Annotated in this window: 17 protein-coding genes and 1 tRNA gene; 10 read left to right on the forward strand and 8 right to left on the reverse strand. The window is 72.6% G+C overall.

Annotated elements, in window-relative coordinates:
• Positions 1–3: 3 nt before the first annotated feature.
• The 3 genes from J2S63_RS16530 (at position 4) to J2S63_RS16540 (ending at position 4,357) form a co-directional block, all read left to right on the forward strand.
• Positions 4–645 (forward strand): TetR/AcrR family transcriptional regulator, encoded by a 642-nt coding sequence (locus J2S63_RS16530; protein ID WP_310304476.1) that lies wholly within the window; start codon positions 4–6, stop codon positions 643–645.
• On the forward strand, positions 642–2,375 hold the full coding sequence (locus tag J2S63_RS16535) for an ABC transporter ATP-binding protein (RefSeq protein ID WP_310304478.1): 1,734 nt from the start codon (positions 642–644) through the stop codon (positions 2,373–2,375). The genes J2S63_RS16530 and J2S63_RS16535 overlap by 4 nt, the downstream gene beginning before the upstream one ends.
• A 71-nt stretch (positions 2,376–2,446) precedes the next feature.
• Entirely contained in the window at positions 2,447–4,357 is a 1,911-nt protein-coding gene (locus J2S63_RS16540; RefSeq protein WP_310306726.1) for an ABC transporter ATP-binding protein, read from the forward strand.
• Positions 4,358–4,385: 28 nt separating this feature from the next.
• Here J2S63_RS16540 and J2S63_RS16545 read toward each other — a convergent pair whose 3' ends face one another.
• Complete coding sequence (locus J2S63_RS16545; RefSeq protein ID WP_310304481.1) at positions 4,386–4,991, reverse strand: hypothetical protein; 606 nt, start codon at positions 4,989–4,991, stop codon at positions 4,386–4,388.
• Between the two features lie 434 nt (positions 4,992–5,425).
• On the opposite strand from J2S63_RS16545, the gene J2S63_RS16550 reads away from it, so the two are divergent.
• On the forward strand, positions 5,426–6,268 hold the full coding sequence (locus J2S63_RS16550; RefSeq protein ID WP_310304484.1) for an alpha/beta fold hydrolase: 843 nt from the start codon (positions 5,426–5,428) through the stop codon (positions 6,266–6,268).
• A gap of 68 nt (positions 6,269–6,336) precedes the next feature.
• Here the strand turns inward: J2S63_RS16550 and J2S63_RS16555 are convergent, their stop codons facing one another.
• Together J2S63_RS16555 and J2S63_RS16560 are read right to left on the reverse strand one after the other, a co-directional pair.
• A complete protein-coding gene (locus J2S63_RS16555) occupies positions 6,337–7,986 on the reverse strand; it encodes an acyl-CoA synthetase (RefSeq protein WP_310304487.1) in 1,650 nt (549 codons plus the stop codon).
• Between the two features lie 23 nt (positions 7,987–8,009).
• Positions 8,010–9,338, reverse strand: a complete 1,329-nt coding sequence (locus J2S63_RS16560) for a cryptochrome/photolyase family protein (RefSeq protein WP_310304490.1) — start codon at positions 9,336–9,338, stop codon at positions 8,010–8,012.
• Between the two features lie 60 nt (positions 9,339–9,398).
• Between J2S63_RS16560 and J2S63_RS16565 the strand changes: the two genes are divergently transcribed.
• A complete protein-coding gene (locus tag J2S63_RS16565) occupies positions 9,399–10,082 on the forward strand; it encodes an iron-dependent transcriptional repressor DtxR (protein WP_310304493.1) in 684 nt (227 codons plus the stop codon).
• A gap of 95 nt (positions 10,083–10,177) precedes the next feature.
• On the opposite strand, the gene J2S63_RS16570 is transcribed toward J2S63_RS16565, so the two are convergent.
• Both J2S63_RS16570 and J2S63_RS16575 read right to left on the reverse strand, forming a co-directional pair.
• Positions 10,178–10,444 (reverse strand): DUF2277 domain-containing protein, encoded by a 267-nt coding sequence (locus J2S63_RS16570; RefSeq protein WP_310304495.1) that lies wholly within the window; start codon positions 10,442–10,444, stop codon positions 10,178–10,180.
• 31 nt (positions 10,445–10,475) lie between these two features.
• Positions 10,476–12,524, reverse strand: coding sequence for a beta-propeller domain-containing protein (locus J2S63_RS16575; protein WP_310304497.1), 2,049 nt, complete (start codon positions 12,522–12,524; stop codon positions 10,476–10,478).
• Between the two features lie 129 nt (positions 12,525–12,653).
• Here J2S63_RS16575 and J2S63_RS16580 point away from each other — a divergent pair, with 129 nt between their 5' ends.
• Both J2S63_RS16580 and J2S63_RS16585 read left to right on the forward strand, forming a co-directional pair.
• Positions 12,654–13,859: a saccharopine dehydrogenase family protein gene (locus J2S63_RS16580; protein ID WP_310304500.1), complete on the forward strand. Its 1,206-nt coding sequence runs from the start codon at positions 12,654–12,656 to the stop codon at positions 13,857–13,859.
• A 147-nt stretch (positions 13,860–14,006) separates the two neighbouring features.
• Complete coding sequence (locus J2S63_RS16585; RefSeq protein ID WP_310304503.1) at positions 14,007–15,404, forward strand: lysozyme family protein; 1,398 nt, start codon at positions 14,007–14,009, stop codon at positions 15,402–15,404.
• 24 nt (positions 15,405–15,428) lie between these two features.
• On the opposite strand, the gene J2S63_RS16590 is transcribed toward J2S63_RS16585, so the two are convergent.
• Positions 15,429–16,580, reverse strand: a complete 1,152-nt coding sequence (locus tag J2S63_RS16590; RefSeq protein ID WP_310304505.1) for a zinc-binding dehydrogenase — start codon at positions 16,578–16,580, stop codon at positions 15,429–15,431.
• Positions 16,581–16,660: 80 nt separating this feature from the next.
• Between J2S63_RS16590 and J2S63_RS16595 the strand changes: the two genes are divergently transcribed.
• The gene (locus J2S63_RS16595) at positions 16,661–17,536 is read left to right on the forward strand and encodes a 1-acyl-sn-glycerol-3-phosphate acyltransferase (RefSeq protein WP_310304507.1); all 876 of its coding nucleotides are present in this window, start codon (positions 16,661–16,663) and stop codon (positions 17,534–17,536) included.
• A gap of 10 nt (positions 17,537–17,546) precedes the next feature.
• Positions 17,547–17,972, forward strand: coding sequence for an SRPBCC family protein (locus J2S63_RS16600; RefSeq protein ID WP_310304511.1), 426 nt, complete (start codon positions 17,547–17,549; stop codon positions 17,970–17,972).
• A gap of 32 nt (positions 17,973–18,004) precedes the next feature.
• Here J2S63_RS16600 and J2S63_RS16605 read toward each other — a convergent pair.
• Both J2S63_RS16605 and J2S63_RS16610 read right to left on the reverse strand, forming a co-directional pair.
• A tRNA-Arg gene (locus J2S63_RS16605) sits at positions 18,005–18,077 on the reverse strand.
• A 55-nt stretch (positions 18,078–18,132) separates the two neighbouring features.
• Positions 18,133–19,974, reverse strand: a complete 1,842-nt coding sequence (locus J2S63_RS16610; RefSeq protein WP_310304514.1) for a twin-arginine translocation signal domain-containing protein — start codon at positions 19,972–19,974, stop codon at positions 18,133–18,135.
• A 386-nt stretch (positions 19,975–20,360) separates the two neighbouring features.
• On the opposite strand from J2S63_RS16610, the gene J2S63_RS16615 reads away from it, so the two are divergent.
• Complete coding sequence (locus tag J2S63_RS16615) at positions 20,361–21,500, forward strand: LCP family protein (RefSeq protein ID WP_310304518.1); 1,140 nt, start codon at positions 20,361–20,363, stop codon at positions 21,498–21,500.
• The last annotated feature ends 4 nt before the right edge of the window (positions 21,501–21,504 follow it).

Genomic DNA, 21,504 nt, shown 5'->3' on the forward strand with positions numbered 1-21,504 from the left:
GGCATGTCACCCCGCGCCACCCCGATGCCCCCCGAGGAGCGTCGCCGCGCACTCGTCGCGGCGACGCTCCCGCTCCTGATGGAGCACGGGCGGTCGGTCACCAGCCGTCAGATCGCCGACGCGGCCGGCGTCGCCGAGGGCACGATCTTCCGGGCCTTCGCGTCCAAGGACGACCTGCTCGAGGCGGCGGCGCTGAGCGCGCTCGACCCGTCCCCGCTGGTCGAGGCGATCGGGCAGATCCCGCTCGACCAGTCGCTGCGCGACCGGATGCTCGCGCTCACCGAGCTCTACCGCGAGCGCTTCCACCGCGTCGGCGGCGTCATGCGCGCGATGGGGTGGATGGGCCCGCCCGCGATGCACCTGCGCAAGCACCACGGCGCCCCGGCGTCGTGCAGCCCCAGCCAGCAAGAGGTCAGGTCCTGGCGCACCGCCGCCGACGGGGCGATCGACCGGCTCTTCCTCGACGACGCGCAGGAGCTGCGGGTCAGCCCGCACCAGGCGGGGCGACTGCTCTGGATGCTCACCTTCTCCGGCTCCCACCCCGAGCTCTCGGGCGGCGAGCCCCTCACCGCCGACGACATCGTGGACACCGTCCTCCACGGCGTCCTCAAGACGCCCGACCGAGTCTCCCGGGAGGCCCTGTGAACCTCGTCCGTCTCGCCCGCGACTTCCTCGCGCCCTACCGCTCCGCGGTCACCGCGATCGTGCTGCTCCAGCTGGTCAACGTCGTCGGCATGCTCTACCTCCCGAGCCTCAACGCCGACATCATCGACAAGGGCGTGGTGACCGGAAACACCGGCTACATCGTCCGCACCGGCGGCTGGATGCTGCTGATCTCGCTCGCCTCGATCGTCGCCGCGGCGTCGGCGGTCTGGTTCGGTGCGCGCACCGGCATGGGCGTCGGACGCGACCTGCGCACGGCGCTGTTCCGCCGCGTGGAGTCGTTCTCCACCCGCGAGGTCGAGCACTTCGGCGCCCCGTCGCTGATCACCCGCACCACCAACGACGTGCAGCAGGTCCAGATGCTCGTGGTGATGGGGCTCAACATGTTCGTCTCGGCCCCGATCATGCTCGTCGGCGGCGTCCTCATGGCGATGCGCGAGGACCTCGGCCTCTCGTGGATCGTGGCCGTGCTCCTGCCCACGCTGATCCTGGCGCTGGGCTTCATCGCCTCCCGGATGGTGCCCTCGTTCCGGGCCATGCAGGAGCGGATCGACCAGGTCAACCGGGTGCTGCGCGAGCAGATCACCGGCATCCGCGTGGTCCGCGCGTTCGTGCGCGAGCCCTACGAGCGCGAGCGTTTCGCCCGCGACAACCAGGACCTCACCGACGTCTCGATGCGCGCCGGGCGCTGGTTCGCCGCGATGTTCCCGACCGTCTTCACGATCCTCAACCTGTCGATGGTCGCGGTGCTGTGGTTCGGCGGCCACCGGGTCGACGCCGGCACCACCCAGGTCGGCCAGCTGACGGCCTTCCTGTCCTACCTCGCCCAGATCCTCATGTCGGTGATGATGGCGACCTTCATGCTGATGATGGTGCCCCGCTCGGCGGTCTGCGCCGACCGCATCACCGAGGTGCTCGAGACCGAGTCCAGCGTGCCCGAGATCGCGGGCGAGCCGTTGGCCGTGGCCGGCGAGGGCGTGCTCGAGCTCGACCACGTCTCGTTCTCCTACCCCGGCGCCGAGGTGCCCGTCCTCCGCGACGTCTCACTGACCGCCAGGCCGGGCCGCACGGTCGCCGTGATCGGCTCCACCGGTGCGGGCAAGTCGACGCTGGTCAACCTCGTCCCCCGTCTCTTCGACGTGACCGCCGGCGCGGTGCGGGTCGACGGCGTCGACGTACGCCGGCTCGCGCCCGAGGTGCTCTGGCGCACGGTGGGCCTCGTCCCCCAGAAGGCGTTCCTGTTCTCCGGCACGGTGGGCAGCAACATCCGGCACGGCAAGCAGGACGCCACCGACGAGGAGGTCTGGGAGGCGCTGCGCATCGCCCAGGCCGACGACTTCGTCGAGCGGATGGGTGGGCTCGACGCGGCGGTCGCGCAGGGCGGGACCAACGTGTCCGGCGGCCAGCGGCAGCGCCTGGCGATCGCGCGAGCACTGGTCGGCCGGCCCTCGATCTACCTCTTCGACGACTGCTTCTCGGCCCTCGACGTGGGGACGGAGGCGAGGCTCAGAGCGGCCCTTCGGCCCCTGGCCGCGGACGCCACGGTCGTCGTCGTGGCGCAGCGGGTCTCGAGCATCCGCGAGGCCGACGAGATCGTGGTGCTCGACGACGGCGAGGTGGTCGGGCGCGGGCGCCACGACGAGCTGCTCGAGACCTGCGAGACCTACCAGGAGATCGTCGCCTCCCAGGCGAGCGCGGAGGAGGCGGCGTGACCAAGGAACACACTTCTCCTCAGACTGACAAGAAAACGCTCAAGGTCACCGAGCGTGCCGTCGGCGGCCCGATGCCCGGCCGCCCGGGCGGCGGCATGGTGGGCCAGAAGGCGCACGACTTCAAGCCGTCCGCCCGTCGCGTCCTGGGGCTCATGCGGCCCGAGCGCGCGCTCGTGGTGCTGGTGGTGGTGCTGGCCGCGGGCGCAGCGACGCTCAACGCCCTCGGCCCCAAGATCCTGGGCCGGGCCACCGACCTGATCTTCGAGGGCGTCGTCGGTCGGAGGCTCCCTGCGGGCGCGACCCAGGACCAGGTCGTCGAGGGGCTGCGCAGGCAGGGGGACGAGCAGCAGGCCGACCTCCTCTCCGGCATGCAGCACCTCGTGCCCGGGCAGGGCGTCGACTTCGCTGCCGTCCGCGAGGTCCTGCTGCTCGTCGTGGGCCTCTACGTGCTCTACGCGCTGGTGGCGTTCGCGCAGGGCTACCTGATCAACGAGGTCGTCCAGCGCACGATCTACCGTCTGCGCAGCGACGTCGAGGACAAGGTGCACCGGCTCCCGCTGGAGTACTTCGACCGCCAGCCCCGCGGCGAGCTCCTGAGCCGGGTCACCAACGACATCGACAACCTCGCCCAGAGCCTCCAGCAGACGATGAGCCAGCTGCTCAGCTCGCTGCTCATGCTCGTGGCGGTGCTCTCGATGATGTTCTGGATCTCACCGACCCTGGCCCTGGTCGCGCTCGTCTCCGTGCCCGTGTCGGTGGTGGCGACCTCCCAGGTGATGAAGCGGTCCAAGGACCAGTTCATCAGCCAGTGGCGCACCACCGGACGCCTCAACTCCCACATCGAGGAGTCGTTCTCGGGCCACGCGCTGGTCAAGGTCTTCGGTCGCCGCGACGAGGTGCTGCGCGAGTTCGACGAGCACAACGCCACGCTCTACGACGCCTCCTTCCGGGCGCAGTTCGTCAGCGGGCTGGTGATGCCGATCCTGATGTTCGTCGGCAACCTCAACTACGTCGTGGTCGCGGTGATCGGTGGTCTCAAGGTGGCCGGCGGCTCCATCAGCCTCGGCGACGCCCAGGCGTTCATCCAGTACACCCGCCAGTTCGGCCAGCCGCTCACCCAGATCGCGTCCATGGCCAACCTGCTGCAGTCCGGCGTCGCCTCGGCCGAACGCGTCTTCGAGCTGCTCGACGCCGAGGAGCAGGTGCCCGACCGGGCGGACCCGTCGTCCCTACCGGTCGGCGGGCGCGGCGAGGTGCGGTTCGAGCACGTCGCCTTCTCCTACGACCCGGAGCACCCCCTCATCGACGACCTGTCGCTGGTGGCGCGCCCGGGCGAGACGGTCGCGATCGTGGGGCCGACCGGTGCGGGCAAGACGACGCTGGTCAACCTGGTCATGCGTTTCTACGAGGTGCAGGGCGGCCGCATCACTCTCGACGGCGTCGACGTCGCGAGCCTGCCGCGGTCCGAGCTGCGCAGCCGCATCGGGATGGTCCTGCAGGACACCTGGCTGTTCGGCGGCACGATCCGGGACAACATCGCCTACGGCCGCCCCGGAGCCACCGAGGAGGAGATCCTCGAGGCGGCGCGGGCGACGTTCGTCGACCGGTTCGTGCACTCGCTGCCCGACGGCTACGACACGGTCCTCGACGAGGAGGGCACCAACCTCTCGGCCGGCGAGAAGCAGCTGCTCACGATCGCCCGGGCGTTCCTGGCCGACCCGGCGCTGCTGATCCTCGACGAGGCGACCTCCTCGGTCGACACCCGCACCGAGCTCCTGGTCCAGCACGCGATGGCGTCCCTGCGCCAGGACCGCACCTCGTTCGTGATCGCCCACCGGCTCTCCACGATCCGCGACGCCGACCTCATCCTGGTGATGGAGGACGGGCGCATCGTTGAGCAGGGCACCCACGAGCAGCTGCTCGCCGCCAAGGGCGCCTACGACCGGCTCTACCAGTCGCAGTTCGCCGCAGCGGTCGCCTGAGCGGTCTGCCGCCCAGGCGACCGAGGGGTCAGAACCGCACGCTGTCGGTGTACGACGTGCAGCCGACCCAGCGGGTCCTGCACGCGTTGTCGGCGGTGGTGCTCGGCACCACGACGGTGTAGGCGAGCAGACGGCCGGTCGAGTAGTCGGTCCACGTCACCAGCTGCATGACCCGGTAGAGCTCGCGGCGCTCGAGGTAGGTCGGAGGGCTCCAGGTCCACTCAGGGAACCCGGCCCACTGGCTGCCCCCGGCGTAGCGGCTGACCTCACGCGCCGCGATCGTGGTCCAGCGTGAGTAGTCCCAGCGCTGCACCATCGACCGCACGGTGACCGTCTGCCAGCCGCTCGAGGAGGGGCTCGGGGCCACGGAGAGCCCCCCGGCCGTGAAGTGCTTGGAGTAGGAGTAGTAGCCGTTGGCCATCTGCCTCGCGAGGTCCGAGGCGGCGAGGCGGGGACCCTGGAGGCTGATGCTGCCCAGCCGGCCCGACGAGGCGGACAGGTAGGCAGCGTCGGCCCGCGCGGGGAGCAGGGCCGTGAGGATCGCGAGGGCGAGGGCGAGGATCGCGAGCGCGACGACGTGGGCCGGGCGGGCCGGGCGGGCCCGGCGGGCCCGGCGGGTCAGTGCGGTGGTCATGGGCGAGTTCCTCTCGTCGGGGCCCGGCGGGCCCGGTGAGAGGAGAGTTCGGGAGGTGGGTTAGCGGTCGCTTAGCGCCACACGTCCGGCGTACGAGCGGAGAATTGGACGACCCGCAGGCGTTGGTCTTCCCCCGGTCGGACTTGTCGGGGCGCCTGCGGGTCGGGTGGCTGCCGTTGGATTCACCAGCCGCGCGGCCGACGCGCGGTCGAGCCGGCTGGTCGGTGCGCTGCTAGCGGGCAGCCACCTCACGTGTCCGATAAGAACTCATTCTCTGGACCACCTCCTTCCTCGTGTGCGACCACGATAGGTCGGCCCGGCAAGGCCGGACAACGACATTTCGACGGCCCGGACGACCACATCTGAGACGGTCGCGACACACACAGCGACCGGTGGTCCGTTTGATTCGGTGTGGTGTGGGTCACCATGGGGCCATGGCACGACGAGCGCTGTTCACGCGCCGCTACCGCCCCTCGGGAAGCCGCCGCACCGGTCACGGTGAGCCACTGCTCCTCATCCACCCCTTCATGCTGTCGCACCACTCGTGGCGGCCCGTGGCCGAACGTCTCCCGCAGTACGACGTGCTGGCGGTCTCGATGCCGGGCCACTACGGCGGGCCGGGGGTGTCGCTGACGGCGAGGTTCGACGACCTGGTCGACCACCTCGAGGCCGAGATGGACCGGCACGGCTGGGACACCGCCCACGTGGTGGGCAACTCGCTCGGCGGCTGGGCCGCGCTCGAGCTCGGCCGTCGTGGTCGTGCCCGGTCGGTCACCGCGATCGCGCCGGCCGGGGGCTACGACTCGCTGACCCTGCGCGACGCGGCCATGGTCGCCTCGTTCCTGGTCGCCGCGGCCGGACGGCGGCCCGCGCGCCTGACCAACGTGCTGCCGCTGCTGCCGGCCGTCGCCTCGCTCGGTCTGCGCGCCGTCGCCCACGACCCGCGGCAGATCGTGCCGGCCGACGCCCGCCACGTGATCCGCACCGCCCTGGGCGCGACCCATCCCGTCCGGGTGCTCCTGGCGTGCGCCCGCTCGATCCCCGCTCCGGGCATCGAGACCATCCCGGTGCCCGTGCACCTGGTGTTCGCCGACAAGGACGTGGTCATCCCGCCGCGGCGCTACGCGCCGTACTTCACCGACCGGCTGCCGCACGCCAAGGTGACCACGCTCCAGGGCGTTGGCCACTGCCCCCAGGTCGAGGTGCCGGGGCTCGTCGCCGAGATGGTGCACGACTTCGTGGTCGCCAGCACCGCTCCGGTCGCCGCCACCGCCTGACCTCGGTCGTGCAGATCGGAGTGACGACGCCCGCTGAGCGGCGGTGACTCCGATCCACAGCTGGTGGGTCAGCGCAGCTCGCGCTTGAGCACCTTGCCGGTCGGGTTGCGGGGCAGCTCGTCGAGCACGACGACCTCGCGGGGCACCTTGTAGCGGGCGAGGTTCTGGCGCACGTAGTCGCGCGCCTCCTCCTCGTCCAGCGAGGCGCCCTCGTGCAGGACGACGAAGGCCTTGAGGCGCTGGCCGAACTGCTCGTCGGGCACCCCGATCACCGCGCACTCGACGACGGCCGGGTGGCGCTCGAAGAGCTCCTCGACCTCCTTGGGGAAGACGTTCTCCCCGCCGCTGACGATCATGTCGTCGTCGCGGCCGTCGACGTGGAGCAGGCCGTGCTGGTCGAAGTGGCCCACGTCGCCGGACGACATCAGCCCGTCGACGAGCTCCTTGGTGCCGCCGCCGGTGTAGCCCTCGAACTGGATCGAGTTGCCGACGAAGATCCGGCCGGTCTCGCCGCGCGGCACCTCGCGGCCCTGGTCGTCGACCAGCTTGACCATCGACCCGCGCAGCACGCGCCCGACGGTGCCGGGGTCGAGCGCAAGGTCCTCGGGCGACGCGACGGTGGCGACCGCGACCTCGGTCGAGCCGTAGAGGTTGTAGACCACGGGCCCGATCCGTCGCAGCGCGCGCTCGGCGAGCGGGGCGCCCAGCTGCGATCCGCCGCAGAGCACGACCGACAGCGAGGACAGGTCGGTCCGCGAGCCCGACTCGTCGTCCTGGTCGAGCATCCGCGCCAGCATCACGGGTACGACGACCAGGTTGTCCGCGCGGTGCTCGGCGACGTCGGCCAGGCAGGTGGCGGGGGAGAACCGGCGCCGCAGCACCACGGTGTCCCCGAGCGCGATGCCGAGCATCATCGTGGCGAAGCCGAGGGAGTGGAACACCGGCGCCGCGACGACCATCGTCTGCCCCGAGTGGAAGGGCACCTTGCCGAGCAGGCCGCCGATCGGGCCCAGGCTCTTGGGGGTCGGGCGGTTCGCGCCCTTGGGGGTGCCGGTCGTGCCGCTGGTGAGGATCGTGACCTTGAGCTCTGCCGACGGCCGGGGCGGGGCCTTCCTCGAGCTCCGCGCGACCAGGGAGGCCAGCGTGCCCGCGGCGTCCCCGGCGTCGGTCCCCTCCTCGACCCACGCCCGCCAACGGCCCAGTCGCACGTCGACGCCGGCGAGCAGCTCGGCGTACTCGTCGTCGTGGACCAGCAGGTCGGTGCCCTCGCGCTCGGCGACCTCGCGCAGCTGCGGGGCGGCGAAGTCGGTGTTGAGGAGGATGACCTTGGCGCCGACCTTGCCGCCGGCGAAGAACGCCTCGACGAAGTGCCGGTGGTTGCGGCACAGGATCGCCACGCCGTCGCCCGCCCTCAGCCCGCGCGCGATCCAGCCGTTGGCGATCGCGTTGGCGTGGGCGTCGAGCTCGGCGTAGGTGATGGTGCCGAGCTCGTCACTGATCGCGACCCGGTCGCCGTAGGCGAGGGCGGCGGCGTTGAGCAGGCCCGCGACGCTGCCGTGGGTGACCAGCCCGAGACCCATGCGGGCCAGGCGGATGGGCGGATGGGGGCGCAGGATGCCGCGCTGGGCCAGGGCCCCGACGAAGTAGACCTCGTCGGCGGCGCGGCGCGCGAGCGCCAGCGGGTCGGGCAGGTTCACGGGCAGCCGGTGACGTCGCACGGCCCGAGGATAGGGGTCGCCGGTCAGCCGCGCCGGGCCTTCTCGTAGCGCGACAGCGCCTCCTGGCGCTCGGCCTTGTGGTCGACGATCGGCGCGGGGTAGCCCTCCACCCCCGACGGCTCGTGGATCTCCTTGGCGGACAGGTCCTTCAGCTCGGGGACCCAGCGGCGGATGTAGTCGCCGTCGGGGTCGAACTTCCTGCCCTGCAGGGTCGGGTTGAAGACCCGGAAGTACGGCGCCGCGTCGGTGCCCGTGCCGGCGACCCACTGCCAGCCGTGCTGGTTGGACGCGAGGTCGCCGTCGGCCAGCCGCTCCATGAACCACGACGCCCCGTGGCGCCACCACACGTGGAGGTCCTTGACCAGGAACGAGGCGGTGATCATCCGCAACCGGTTGTGCATGAAGCCCGTCGCGGCCAGCTGCCGCATCCCGGCGTCGACGATGGGGAATCCGGTGCGACCGGCCTTCCAGGCCTCGAAGCCCTCGCCCGGGTCGTCGTACCGCAGCGTGGACAGCTCGGGGCGCAGGTCCTCCCGCGCGCTGTGCGGGTGGTGGAACAGCACGTCGGCGTAGAACTCGCGCCAGGCGATCTCCTGGCGGTAGGTCGTCGCGCTCGTCGAGGACTTCTCGGCGAGGTCGGCCAGGATCGTGCGCGGGTGGATCTCGCCCCAGCGGAGGTAGGTCGACATGCGGCTCGTGCCGTCGCCGCCCGGGATGTCGCGCGCGTCGTCGTACTCCGACAGGGCGTGGTCGCGGAAGCGGAACCACGCCTTGCGGGCGGCCTTCTCGCCGGCCTCGACGATCTCGGTGCCCCTCGGCAGGTCGGCCGCGGGGATCTCCGCGCCCTTCATCTCGGCCCACGACGGGTCGCGCGGCGCGTCGACCGGGCCCCGCCAGCCGTGCGCGGCCCACGCCTTGGAGAACGGCGTGAAGACCTTGAACGGCTGGTCGCTGCCGTTGCGCACCCGGCCCGGCGACACGGCGTACGGCGACCCGGTGCGCTCGAGGGTGACGTCCAGCCCGGCGAGCGCCTCCTCGACGGCCTCGTCGCGCCTGCGGCCGTAGGGGTTGAAGTCCTCGGCGACGTGCACGCTCTCGGCCCCGATGTGCTCGGCGACCTTGCGGACCTCGTCGGCCGGGGCGCCCCGGCGTACGACGAGCGCGCCGCCCATCGACTCGTCGAGCGCTCGCAGCGACGCGGCGAGGTAGGACCGTCGCACCGGGCCGGACCGGCCCCACAGGGTCGGGTCGAGCACGAAGAGAGGCAGGACCTCGCCGCAGGACAGGGCGGCGAGGAGCGCGGGGTTGTCGTGCAGGCGCAGGTCGCGCCGGAACCACATGACGGCAGCCATGCCCCCACCCTCCCCGACGCGGGAAGGGCGAACCGCCGCCGGTTTGGGAGGATGGCCCCTGTGAGCGACCTGATCGACACCACCGAGATGTACCTCCGGACCATCTACGAGCTGGTCGAGGAGGGCGTCGTGCCGTTGCGGGCCCGGATCGCCGAGCGTCTGCACCAGAGCGGCCCGACGGTGAGCCAGACGGTCGCACGGATGGAGCGTGACGGCCTGCTGACCGTCGAGGGGGACCGCCACCTCGAGCTCACCGACGAGGGCCGCCGCCTCGCGACCCGCGTGATGCGCAAGCACCGGCTGGCCGAGCGGCTCCTCACCGACGTGATCGGCCTGCCGTGGGAGCTGGTCCACGCCGAGGCCTGCCGCTGGGAGCACGTGATCTCCGAGGCCGTCGAGCTGCGGCTGATGGAGCTGCTCGATCACCCGACCGAGTCGCCGTACGGCAACCCGATCCCGGGTCTCGACGAGCTGGGCGAGGCGATCGCGGGCGAGTTCCGCGAGGGCGTCCGGCCGCTGTCGGAGATGCGGACGGGCCCGGAGGAGGTGCGGGTGCGCATCGGCCGCATCGGCGAGGAGGCCCAGAAGGACGAGGCGCTCATGGGCGCCCTGCGCCGGGTCGGCGCCCTGCCGGGCCGCGAGGTCTCGGTCCGCGGGACCGACGACGGCTGGCTGGTCGGCTCGGGCGGCGAGACCGCCGAGCTCGACCAGGCCGCGGCCGACCACGTGTTCGTCCTGCGCTGACGGTTTCACTAGGTACCTAGTGATGTTGTCGCCCCCCGAGCGAAACTTCGCTCGGGAAGTGACAGGTTCACTAGGTACCTAGTGAAACCGCGCCCCTACGCGTACCGCGTGGCGGCGCGGGCCCGCGCCTTGGCCGCCTCGACCTCGCGGTCCTTGGGCGGGGCGGTGGTGGTGAGCGCGTCGAGGAGGTGCTGGGTCGCGTGGGCGACCTCGCGTACGGCGGCCGCGAACGCCTCCTCGTTGGCCTTGCTCGGGCGGGTGGAGCCGCTGACCTTGCGGACGTACTGCAGCGCGGCGGCCTCCACCTCCGCCGAGGTGGCCGGCGGCTCGAAGTTGTGGAGCTGGCGGATGTTGCGGCACATGCCGCCACCCTAGACACGGCACAGCACCACCTCAGGGCACCCGCACCACCTGCACGCCCTCGCCGACCAGCGCGACGCGCCCGTCGCCGAGGGGGAGGGCCCGCGGGGTCGCCGGCCCGTCCACGGCGTACGACGGCCCGAGGGTCCACGCCCGGCCGCGGGCCAGCGACCCGTCGGGCCCCACACGCAGCTCGAGCACCGAGGGCCGGCCGTCGATCGAGGAGGACGCGCCGGCCAGCACGGTCCCGCCCGAGCCGGAGCCCGACGGCAGCCAGGTCAGCGCGCGGGGGTCGTACTCGGCCAGCAGCATCGCGCCGTCGACCGGGAGGCGGGACAGCCGGCGAGGGGCGGCCAGGTCGGAGAGGTCGAACACCGAGACCTGCGTCCCCCGGGTCACCCCGGAGGCCGAGGCGTCCTGGCCGACGCCGAGCAGCCGCCCGCCGCCGATCGGGTGGAGGTAGGTGGAGAAGCCCGGGACCTTCAGCGCGCCGAGGGTGCGCGGAGCCGACGGGTCGCGCAGGTCGACGGTGTAGAGCGGGTCGGTCTGCCGGAACGTGACCACCACCGCGAGGTCGTCGAACCACCGCACCGACTTGATCTCCTCGTCGAGGCCGAGCCCGCGCACGGATCCCAGCTGTCGCAGCGTCGAGCCGTCCTCGCGCAGCGTCACGACCCCGTTGTCGGCGGTGCCGCGGAGCGCGACGGCCAGCCGCAGGACGCCGTCGTGCTCGTCCATCGCCCACCGGTCACGGACCGTCCCGTCGACCGTCCCCGAGGCGGCGTAGCGGGTCGCCGACCCGTCCAGGGAGAAGGCGTGCACGTCGGTGGTCCCGTCGAGCCCGCTCAGCGCGACGTAGAGCCGGTCGGGGGAGGAGTAGACGGTCTCGGCGCCCGTCGTCACCCCCGTCGCGTCCGTCGAGGTCGGGTCGCTGAACGGCAGCGTGACGATGCTCAGCGTGCCGAGGTCGGAGCCGGGCACCGACCAGGAGTCGGTCGACGTGCTCGGCGAGGGCAGGTCGCGGGCCAGCGGGTGCCGGACCTCGTCGCAGTCGAGGAGGGCCTCGGTGCCCGACCCGTCCGTGTCCCGCACCTGGGGCAGCCAGTCGGCGAGGGTCGAGCCGCGCACCACGCGCCGGTTCGCCTCGGTCGCCTCGGCCTCCGACCGGCTGCGGTTCGGCTGGACGAAGTCGAGCGTCGGGGCGCCGGTGTGCAGCACGAGCCGCACGACCGACCCGCCCGCGGCGTCGTACTGCCGGGCCGAGACCAGGCTGCCGCCGTGCGTCCGGTCCGACAGCACCCGCGGCGCCGCCGGGTCGGTGAGGTCGACCTCGACGACGCGGCTCGAGTCCGGGCTCGGCGGAGCGAACGGCAGCACGCGCGCAACCGGCGGCTCGGGCCTCGGCAGGGGCACCGGCTCACCCGGACCGGGGAAGCCGGGCGCCGCCAGGTCCTCCGACGGTCGCGGCAGGGGCATCACGTCCACCTGGGGCACGACCCGCCGGGGGGCGTACGACGACCCGACGACCAGCACGCGGGTCCCCGACAGCAGCAGCTCGGAGGCCCGCAGGTCCTCGGGCAGCCCGAGCGCGCCGACGTCCTCGACGGGGCCGACCGGGCCGTCGCCGACCCGGGCCACGAGCAGCCGGTCCCCGCGCACCCGGACCACGAGCTCGCCGTCGGTCTTGGCCAGGTCCGGCTCGTCCACGCGGGTCTCCTGCACGTTGGTGCCGGTCCCGCTCGCGACCTGCCCGGTGTCGGCCGCGTCGCGGGCGGCCGGCATCGGCACCGGCATCCCGGACGTGTCGGAGGGTGACCCGGCCGATCCTGAGGCGGCCCAGCCGGACCCTGCCGAGTCCTCCATCGCGCCGTACACGATCGGGCCCCCGCCGAGGCCGTAGGGCCCGACCAGCGGGAGCGCGCGATCGACGTACCACCGGAGCAACTCGTCGCACCCGCCGAACGCCGGCAGGGGCGAGGCGCTCGCGGCGGGGGAGCCCGCGAGGGCGAGGGAGAGGCCGATCCCGAGGCCGAGGGCGCCGGCGGTGGTGCCGACCAGGGCGGTGCGTCGTGTCGTGCTCATGCGGGTGGGACGCGCCGGCGGCCTGACCGGTTCCGGGGATGGACGCCGAATTGGCCGTGCCTGGGTGCGACCCGTCAGAATGATCCGGCCCCCGCGCACCGTGAGCGGGCCCGCACGACAGGAGCTCATGTGGCCTCCAAGGACGCCCAGCAGGACCGGCCCTACGACATCGTCCTCTTCGGGGCGACGGGCTTCACCGGCGGACTGACCGCCGACTACCTCGCCGCTCACGCCCCGGCAGCCTGCCGCTGGGCGCTCGTGGGCCGCAACAAGGCCAAGCTCGAGCAGGTCCGCGAGCGGCTGGCCGCCGACCACCCGGGGTGCGCCGACCTGCCGCTGCTGGTCGCCGACGCCACCGACGCCGACTCCTTGCGCGAGGTCGCGGAGTCCGCCCGCGTCGTCGTGACCACGGTCGGTCCCTACCTCGAGCACGGCGAGCCGCTGGTCGCCGCCTGCGCGGAGGCCGGCACCGACTACGTCGACCTGACCGGCGAGCCGGAGTTCGTCGACCGGATGTACCTCGCCCACCACGACCGCGCCTGCGAGACCGGCGCGCGGCTGGTCCACTGCTGCGGGTTCGACTCGATCCCGCACGACCTGGGGGCGCAGTTCACCCGCCAGCACCTCCCGGCCGACGCCCCTGCGACCGTGCGCGGGGTGGTCCGCTCCAACGCCGCGTTCTCGGGCGGCACCTTCCACTCGGCCCTCGGGCAGATGTCGCGCGGGCGCCAGATGCAGAAGGCCTCCTCCGAGCGTCGCGCCAAGGAGCCCCGGCCCGAGGGCGGGCGCAAGGTCCGCGCGCAGGGCGGCCGCCCGCAGCGCGACCCGGTGCTGGGCTACTGGCTGCTGCCGCTTCCGACGATCGACCCGTTCGTGGTCAAGAGGTCCGCGGCGGCGCTGGCGGACTACGGCCCCGCCTTCACCTACTCGCACTACGCCGGCTTCAAGACGCTGCGCTACGCCCTCGGGGCGGTCGCCGGCATGGCGACGATGATGGGCGCGATCCAGGTCCCGCCGCTGCGCGAGCAGCTCAAGAAGCGCGTCCCGCAGGGCAGCGGTCCCAGCGAGACCAAGCGTGGCCGCTCGTGGTTCACCGTCGAGATGGTCGGCGAGGGCGGGGGTCGTCGTGTGGTCACCGAGGTCGCCGGAGGTGACCCCGGTTACACCGAGACCGCCAAGATGCTCGCCGAGTCCGCCCTGTCCCTGGCTTTCGACCCTAATCCTGTGACCTTCGGACAGGTGACGACCGCCGTCGCGATGGGAGACAATTTGCGTGAACGCCTGACGAAGTCAGGCATTTCGTTCACCTTGGTCAAGGACGAGCCGATCAGGTAGGACGAGGCCCGACCGGCCGCTCACGGGGGTCAGCCGCCATCCGGGTCTCGCGACCGGCCGGCGGCGGGCGAGCGTCACGGGCCACACCCGCACACACACGCACGACACACGCACGACACACGCACGACATTGGGGATGACAACGGTGTTGAGCACGCTTCGCGCCCACCGCGAAGGATCTCGGAAGTCCGTCGACCGCACCCGCACCCGCCGCCACCTGCTGGTGGCCGCGGTTGCCGGGAGCACGCTGGCCGCAGGGGGCGTGGCGCTCGGGGTCGGCGCCGCGCTGGCGGCAGCGGGCGGTGAGCCCGACCTGGCGTCGGTCGCCGACTCCGCCGAGGCGCCGCCGCCGGCGGAGCCACAGGTGACGATGGTGCAGAAGGTGATGGCCCCGGTGGTGATCCGGTCGGTCCGCGACCCGCGGTCCAGGCTCAGCGCCAACGGCCGCGACCTGTGGGCGATCAGCAGCGAGGGCAGCTACGACGTCCCCTCCGCCGCCCTCCGCGCCTACAAGCACGCCGCCGAGACCGTCAACGCGGCTCGTCCCGGCTGCCAGATGCCCTGGACGCTGCTGGCCGGCATCGGCCGGGTGGAGTCCGACCACGGGAGGTACGGCGGCTCGGTGCTCGGCACCGACGGCCTGCCCCGCCCGGCGATCGTCGGCATCGCGCTCGACGGCCAGGGGCCGGTGGCCGCGATCCACGACACCGACGGCGGCGAGTGGGACGGCGACAGCGTCTGGGACCGTGCGGTCGGGCCGATGCAGTTCATCCCGGGCACGTGGTCCTCGTCGGGCCGCGACGGTGACGGGGACGGCATCGAGAACCCCAACGACATCGACGACGCGGCGATGGCCGCGGCCTTCTACCTCTGCCCCTCCAGCGGCAGCATCCAGTCGGGCTCGGCGATGGACGCCGCCATCCGCAGCTACAACAACTCCGACTACTACATCGACCTCGTCGAGGCGTTCGCGCACGGCTACGAGACCGGCGTGTTCGTCATCCCGTCGCCGCCCCCGGCCCCCGGGGTCAGCGCCGACGCGCCCAAGGTGAAGCCGGCGGTCGTCAAGGTCGACAAGCACGGCAAGCCGGTGAAGACCGGCAAGGGCGCCAAGGGTGGCAAGGGCGCGACCGGCAACCACCACGGCACGGCTGGCACGCCCGGCACCACGGCCGGTCACCAGCCCAGCTCTCCGAGCTCTCCCAGCTCGTCCGGCTCCTCGGGAGCCTCGGGCGGAGCGACCGGTGGCAGCACGGGAGGCGGGTCCACCCCGAGCGGGACGCCCACCCCGACCCCGACCCCCGAGCCGACCCCGGAGTTCACGACCTACACCGGCGCGGTCGCCGCGTGCGGCAGCGGCTACTGCGTCGACGGCAAGGCCCTCGTCTGGGGCCCGCTGAGCGCCCAGGCGTCGTACGACGTCGACGGCGACGGGACGGTCGGGACGCGGGGCCAGGAGCTCAGCGGCGCGGTCGGCAAGAGCGTGGCGGCCGACGTCTTCTACGGCACCACCAGGGTCGCCCAACTCGACGGCCACCCCTGGTGACCTGACCCGCCGCGGTCTGCCTGATCAGGCCGTCGGGTCGACCAGGACCTTGGCGTGGTGCTCGGCCGAGCCGAGGTCGTCGAAGGCCTGGGCCACCTCGCCCAGGCCGACGGTGCCGGTGTGCAGCGGGGACGGGTCGACCGCCCCGGAGGTCAGCATCCGGAGCGTGTCGGCGTACTCCGCCGGGTCGTAGGCGAAGACGAACTGCAGGGAGATCTCCTTGTTGATCGCCATCACCGGGGTGATCCGGTCGGGCTCCATGCACACGCCCACCACGACGACGCGGGTGTAGAGCGGGGCGCCGGCGATGACGTGGTCGAGGACGCCCGGCACCCCGACGCACTCGAAGACGACGGGACCCTGCTGCGGGCTCTGGCCCGCGAGCTCGGCGGCGCGCACGAGCCGGGTCCACGGCAGGAACGGCACCTTGCGCAGGTCGCCGATCGCCTTGTGGGCGTAGTCCAGCAGGGGAGTGGCGTCGGTGCGGTAGCGCTTGTGGCCCTCGAAGGTCGACCACGGCGAGGTGGCAGCGGGGTCGACCACCTCGTCCGCACCGCACCGCTCGGCCAGCGCCCGGCGCGCGGCGGAGTAGTCGCTGGCCACGACGTGACGCACCCCGCGGGCCTTGAGCATGAGGATCACCGCCAGCCCGATCGGTCCGCACCCCACGACCACGGCGGTCTCGCCCTTGCCGATCCGCGACTTGCGGACCGCGTGGTGGGCGACGGCCATCGGCTCGGTCAGCGCGGCGAGCTCGGGGCTGTAGCCGTTGTCGACCTCGAACAGGAAGGCGTCCTCCACCAGCACCTGCTCGGCGTAGGCGCCGGTGCACCTGGGGGACAGGCCGATCATCTGCATCGCCCCCTCGCGCCGCACCATCGGGAACGCCACGACCGGCGTGCCCTCGGCGTAGCGCTTGCGCGTCCCCGGGCCGTACGACGCGACGCGGCCGCTGAACTCGTGCCCCATCACGACGGCGTCGGTGGTCCGCATGATGTCGGTCATGCCGATCGCCGAGGAGACCTCGGCCAGCTCGTCGGCGTGGAACCTGGCGTGCAGGTCCGAGCCGCAGATCCCGGCCCGCACCACCTCGAGGACGACCTGGCCGGGCCCCGGCTCGGGGTCGGGGAGGTCTCGGACGGACAGCTCGGTGCGCTCGCAGACGACGGCCTTCATGAGGACGACCGTAGCGATGTCGGCGGGCGAGCTTGTCGAGACCAGGAATGGGACGGGCACCACTGGGCCAAGATGCCTCCGTGCACATCCCGTTCCTCGGTCCCGCCGTGAGCGCGGCGACCGCTCCCGCGCGAGGCGTCGTCTCGGCGCTGACGCCCCGCTTCCGTCCCGGCGACCTCGACGACCGCGACCCCGACTTCATGCGCGAGCTGCTGCCGGGCCTGTGGCTGCTGGTCAGCGCGTGGTACCGCCCCGACATCCGTGGGCTGGAGAACATCCCGCGCGAGGGCCCGGTGCTCGTCGTCGGCAACCACAGCGGCGGCACGTCCTCGCCCGAGGTGTTCATCTCCCAGCTGGCGATCAGCACCTACTTCGGCGTCGAGCGCCAGCACTTCCAGCTGGCGCACCGCATGGTGCTCAACTCGCCGCTGGGGTGGATGCTGCGCCGCTTCGGCACGATCGAGGCCGACCACGGCAACGCCGAGCAGGCGCTGGACGCGGGGGCCGTCGTGACGGTGTTCCCCGGCGGGGACTACGAGGTCTTCCGGCCCAGCTGGCAGTCCGGGCGCATCGACATGGGCGGCCGCAAGGGCTTCCTCCGCCTCGCGCTGGCCAAGGGGGTGCCGGTGGTGCCGATGGTCTCCCTCGGCGGCCAGGAGACCGCCCTGTTCCTCAGCCGCGGCGAGGGGCTGGCGCGGCTGCTGCGGCTCGACCGGTCGATCCGGCTCAAGACCCTGCCGGTGATGCTCTCGCTGCCGTTCGGCCTGCAGGTCGGTCCGCAGCCCCACCTGCCGCTGCCGGTCAAGGTCGCGATGCGGTTCCTCCCGCCGGTCGACCTGGCCGAGCGGTTCGGCGACGACGCCGACGTCGACGAGGTGTACGACGCGCTGGTCGCCGAGATGCAGGCGGCACTGACCGAGATGCAGGGCGAGCGCCGCTTCCCGGTGCTCGGGTGAGGGGGCGGGCATGAGGCTCGAGGAGCAGATCGTCGTGGCGGCGCCCCCGGAGAAGGTCTGGGACGTCGTCGCCGACCCGTGCCGCATCGGCCGGCTGGGCGACCGGTTCATCGTGGAGGAGCTCGCCCCCGACACCGTGCCCGGTCCCGGGGCGCGCTATCGCGTGCTGCTCAAGGTCGGCGCGGTCCCGGTCGGCGGCAACGTCGAGGTGATCGAGCACCTGCCGCCGCGCGAGCTGACCTGGACCACGATCACGGGCGTGGACCACCGGCTCCGGCTCCGGCTGCGGCCCCACGGGGACGGCACCCGGGTGGTCCTGCGGTTCGCCTACGACTCCCCGGGCCTGCTCGGCACCGCCGCCGACCTCGCGGCCTACCTCCCGGTCCGGCGCGCCCTGCGGGAGCTCCTCGAGAGCGTCGCCGAGCAGGTCGGCTGACCCGCCCGGGCGCGGACGGGAAGGGCGGGGGGTGCCCCAGGCCAGAGTCGAACTGGCGACCTTTCGCTTAGGAGGCGGCTGCTCTATCCACTGAGCTACTGGGGCGGGGCGCGGGTCCGGGGTGCAGCGACCCACGCCGGGCCGAGTCTAGTGACAGCGCTCAGGTGACCCGGCGCGCAGGTGGGATGCCGTGCGGCGGGTTGGCGCGCAGCAGCCAGACCGGGTTGCTGGAGCCCAGGAGACGTCCGCGCTCGTCGAGCACCTGGACGCGGAAGAACTGCGAGGCCGATGTGTCCAGCGTGACCGCGGCCGTGTCCCCGCTGAACGACGAGGGGCTGAGCGTCGCCACGACCGAGGTGGCGGGGTCGGGGTTGCCGGCGTAGTCGACCGGACCGCCCACGACCTGCACCGCACCCCCGGGCGGCAGCTGCGTGGCCCAGACGGCCAGCGACCGCGAGCCCTTGTCGCTCACCGAGACCGCTCCCATCGGCACCGAGTCGTCGACCAGCAGGTCGAGCGCACCCGACCACTGACCGGCGTGGGCGACGTACACCCTGCCGGCCGCCAGTGCCCGGACGACGTCGGCCCGCCCGGTGGAGGGCGCCCAGATCCCGGTGGCGAACCCGTTGGGCTTCTCCGCCCAGCCCTTGCCGGAATGGTCGTCGGTCACGCCGTTGCCGGTGAGGAAGTTGCCGTTGCGCGAGAACGTGTCCCACAGCGCCAGGTGGGTCGGGCAGTCGACGTTGCCGCGCACGTTGTAGCCCACCTCGAGGATGTCGGCGTCGAAGCGGCCGACGGCCTGCATGTCGCGGAAGATCTTGCGCCGCCGCGCCGCCTGGTCGGCCGGGCTGAGCAGCGGACCGAGGTGCGCCCCGAACGGGTGGTTGTAGGAGATCAGCCCTCCCATCGCGTGCACCTTGTCCGAGATCTGCTGGTGGTAGGTGACCCGGTCCTGCGACATCGTCGAGTAGTCGGGGATCCACGGCGGGATCCCGAAGGGGTTCATGTCGGGGAGCGTGCGGCTGGTCTCGATGAGGGCCTGCACCGTGAGGGACGGGAACCGCGGTCGGTACCTCGCGAGCATGGCGGCCTGGTCGGCGATGACGGCGGCCGCGGTGCTGCGCGAGCGACCGAACCGCACCGACCGCACCCTCACGTCGCACGCGGACCCACGGCGAGGACTCCTGGCGCGGAAGGCCAGGCCGTAGCTGCTGTTGTCGATGGCCATCATCTCAGGCCAGATCGCGGCGATGTCCTTGACCGGGACGAGGGTCTGGGTGGTGCCGGCCCCGGGCCTCGGCAGGCCGACGACGCCGGTGAAGCCGCCGTTCTCGGTCCGACGGCCGGGGTGCGCGCCGAACCGGTAGACCAGCTCGTACTGCCCGGCCGGCCGGCCCGCCAGCGCCGGGTGGTGGGAGAGGGTCAGGACCACCTCGTAGCGCGCGCCGGTGCCCAGACGCACCGAGTCGACGGTGTGCTTGATGGTGAGTCCGGAGACGGAGGTCCGGAACCTGGTGCGGCCGTAGATCGGCATCGTGACCGAGGCCGGGAGCGTCAGGGCGGAGCTCTCGGCGAGCAGGTGGAAGGAGCCCCGGTCGACGCTCGCCGCGAGCCGGGTCAGCCGGCCCGTGCTCGTCACCGGGTCCCACTCCATGCCGGTCAGCGAGGTCGCGTAGCCCATCGCCAGCGCCCGACGGTCGTGGTCGGTGAGGTAGAGCAGGTCGTAGCCGTTGGTCGCGGCCTGGTGCAGCTGCGCCTCCCAGCTCCCCTCCTGCTCCGACCAGCTGCCGTGCACGTGCATCGCCGCGCGCAGGGGCCGGCCGGCCCCGAAGCCCCTCGTCGCGAGCGGCTCGGCGGCGGCGTACGGCGTCCAGAGGCCCGTCGGGACCGCCATCGCCCCGGCGGCGATGCCGGCGGCCTCGAGGAACCGGCGACGGCTCAGCGCCGCGGTGCCCCCCGTGGCCCGGTCGCCACCGACGACCTCACCCACTGCGTCACGCATCGCGACACCCCACGTCCTGCCCGAAGAGATCGAGGACGGTGGTCGGCCCGAGACCAGGCGAACTGCCAATCCCCCCCCTGCGTCCGTCCTATCGCCCTGACGCAGCGAGGCACAGGGCAGTGAGGCACCCGGCCAGGGGCTGGGTGACACGTGCGTGCAAGGACCAACTACCCCCTCCGCGCGATGCCGTCCGGGTGGTCGGCGTCACCGGAGGTCTTCCGGCGTTCGCCCCCCGGATGGGGGCGATCCTGGTTTCATCGGCGTGTCGACGGGACAGGATGCCCAGGTATCCTTCTCGGTCGCGGCCGACCACCTCCTCCGGGGTGGTGGCCTGACGGGGTGACATCGGTCCGAGGGGTCGGACCGACGAGCGAGAAGCGAGGATCGTGGCGTACTACGGCAAGCACCTGCAGGGGCGTCGCCATCCCGTCGTGCGGGCCGTCGCGGTCTCGACCGTCATGGTGCTGCTCGCGCTCGGGTGCAGCGGCTACCTCGTCTACCGCCACCTCGAGGGCAACGTGACGGTGTCCAACGCCTTCGACCAGATCACCGGGCCGCGACCCGATCGCGAGGCCGTCAGCGGCCCCAAGGAGCCGCTCAACGTGCTGGTGCTGGGCAACGACTCCCGCGCCGGTCAGAAGGCCGTCGCCGGCAGCACGCCCGGTCTCTCCGACACCACGATCCTGCTGCACCTCTCGGCGGACCGGAAGCGCGCCTACGGCGTCAGCGTCCCGCGTGACCTCATGGTCGAGCGGCCCGCCTGCACGGACAAGCACAGCGGCGACCGGGTGCCGGCCCAGGACGCGGTGCAGTGGAACGACGCGTTCGCGGTCGGCGGCGAGTCGTGCACGATCCAGCAGTTCGAGCACATGACCGGCGTCCGCGTCGACCACTTCCTGGTCGTCGACTTCGCCGGCTTCAAGAACATGGTCGACGCCCTCGGCGGCGTCCCGGTCTGCCTGCCGCAGGAGGTCAACGACCCGATCGGTCGCATCTACCTCCCGGCCGGGTCCTACACAGTCAAGGGCGAGCAGGCCCTCGACTACGTCCGCGTGCGCCACTCGATCGGCACGACCGACACCGGCGACATCGGTCGCATGAAGCGTCAGCAGACCTTCCTGGCTGCGATGGCCAACAAGGCGCTGGCCGCGGGCACGTTGTTCAACCCCAAGCGTCTCTACGACTTCCTCAACGCCGCGACCAAGTCGCTGACCACCGACCGCGGCCTCCACAAGCTCACCGAGATGGCCTCGCTGGCCAACCAGGTCAAGGGCATCGGCCTCAAGCGGGTGCAGTTCCTCTCGATGCCGTTCGAGGCCTACGAGCCCGACCCCAACCGCCTCCAGGCCGCGCCCGACGCCAAGCAGCTGTGGCGCCTGCTGCGGGCGGACAAGCCGCTGCCCAAGAAGTTCACCGGCAACGCGGCCAAGGCCTCCGACCAGACCCCCAAGCCCGGCCAGACCCCCTCCCCGAGCAAGGACCCGACCCGCGCCGCGGAGGCGGCCAGGGCCGGCCTCTGCGCCTGAGGGC

It is taken from the genome of Nocardioides marmoribigeumensis (assembly GCF_031458325.1).
Taxonomy (GTDB): Bacteria; Actinomycetota; Actinomycetes; order Propionibacteriales; family Nocardioidaceae; genus Marmoricola_A; species Marmoricola_A marmoribigeumensis.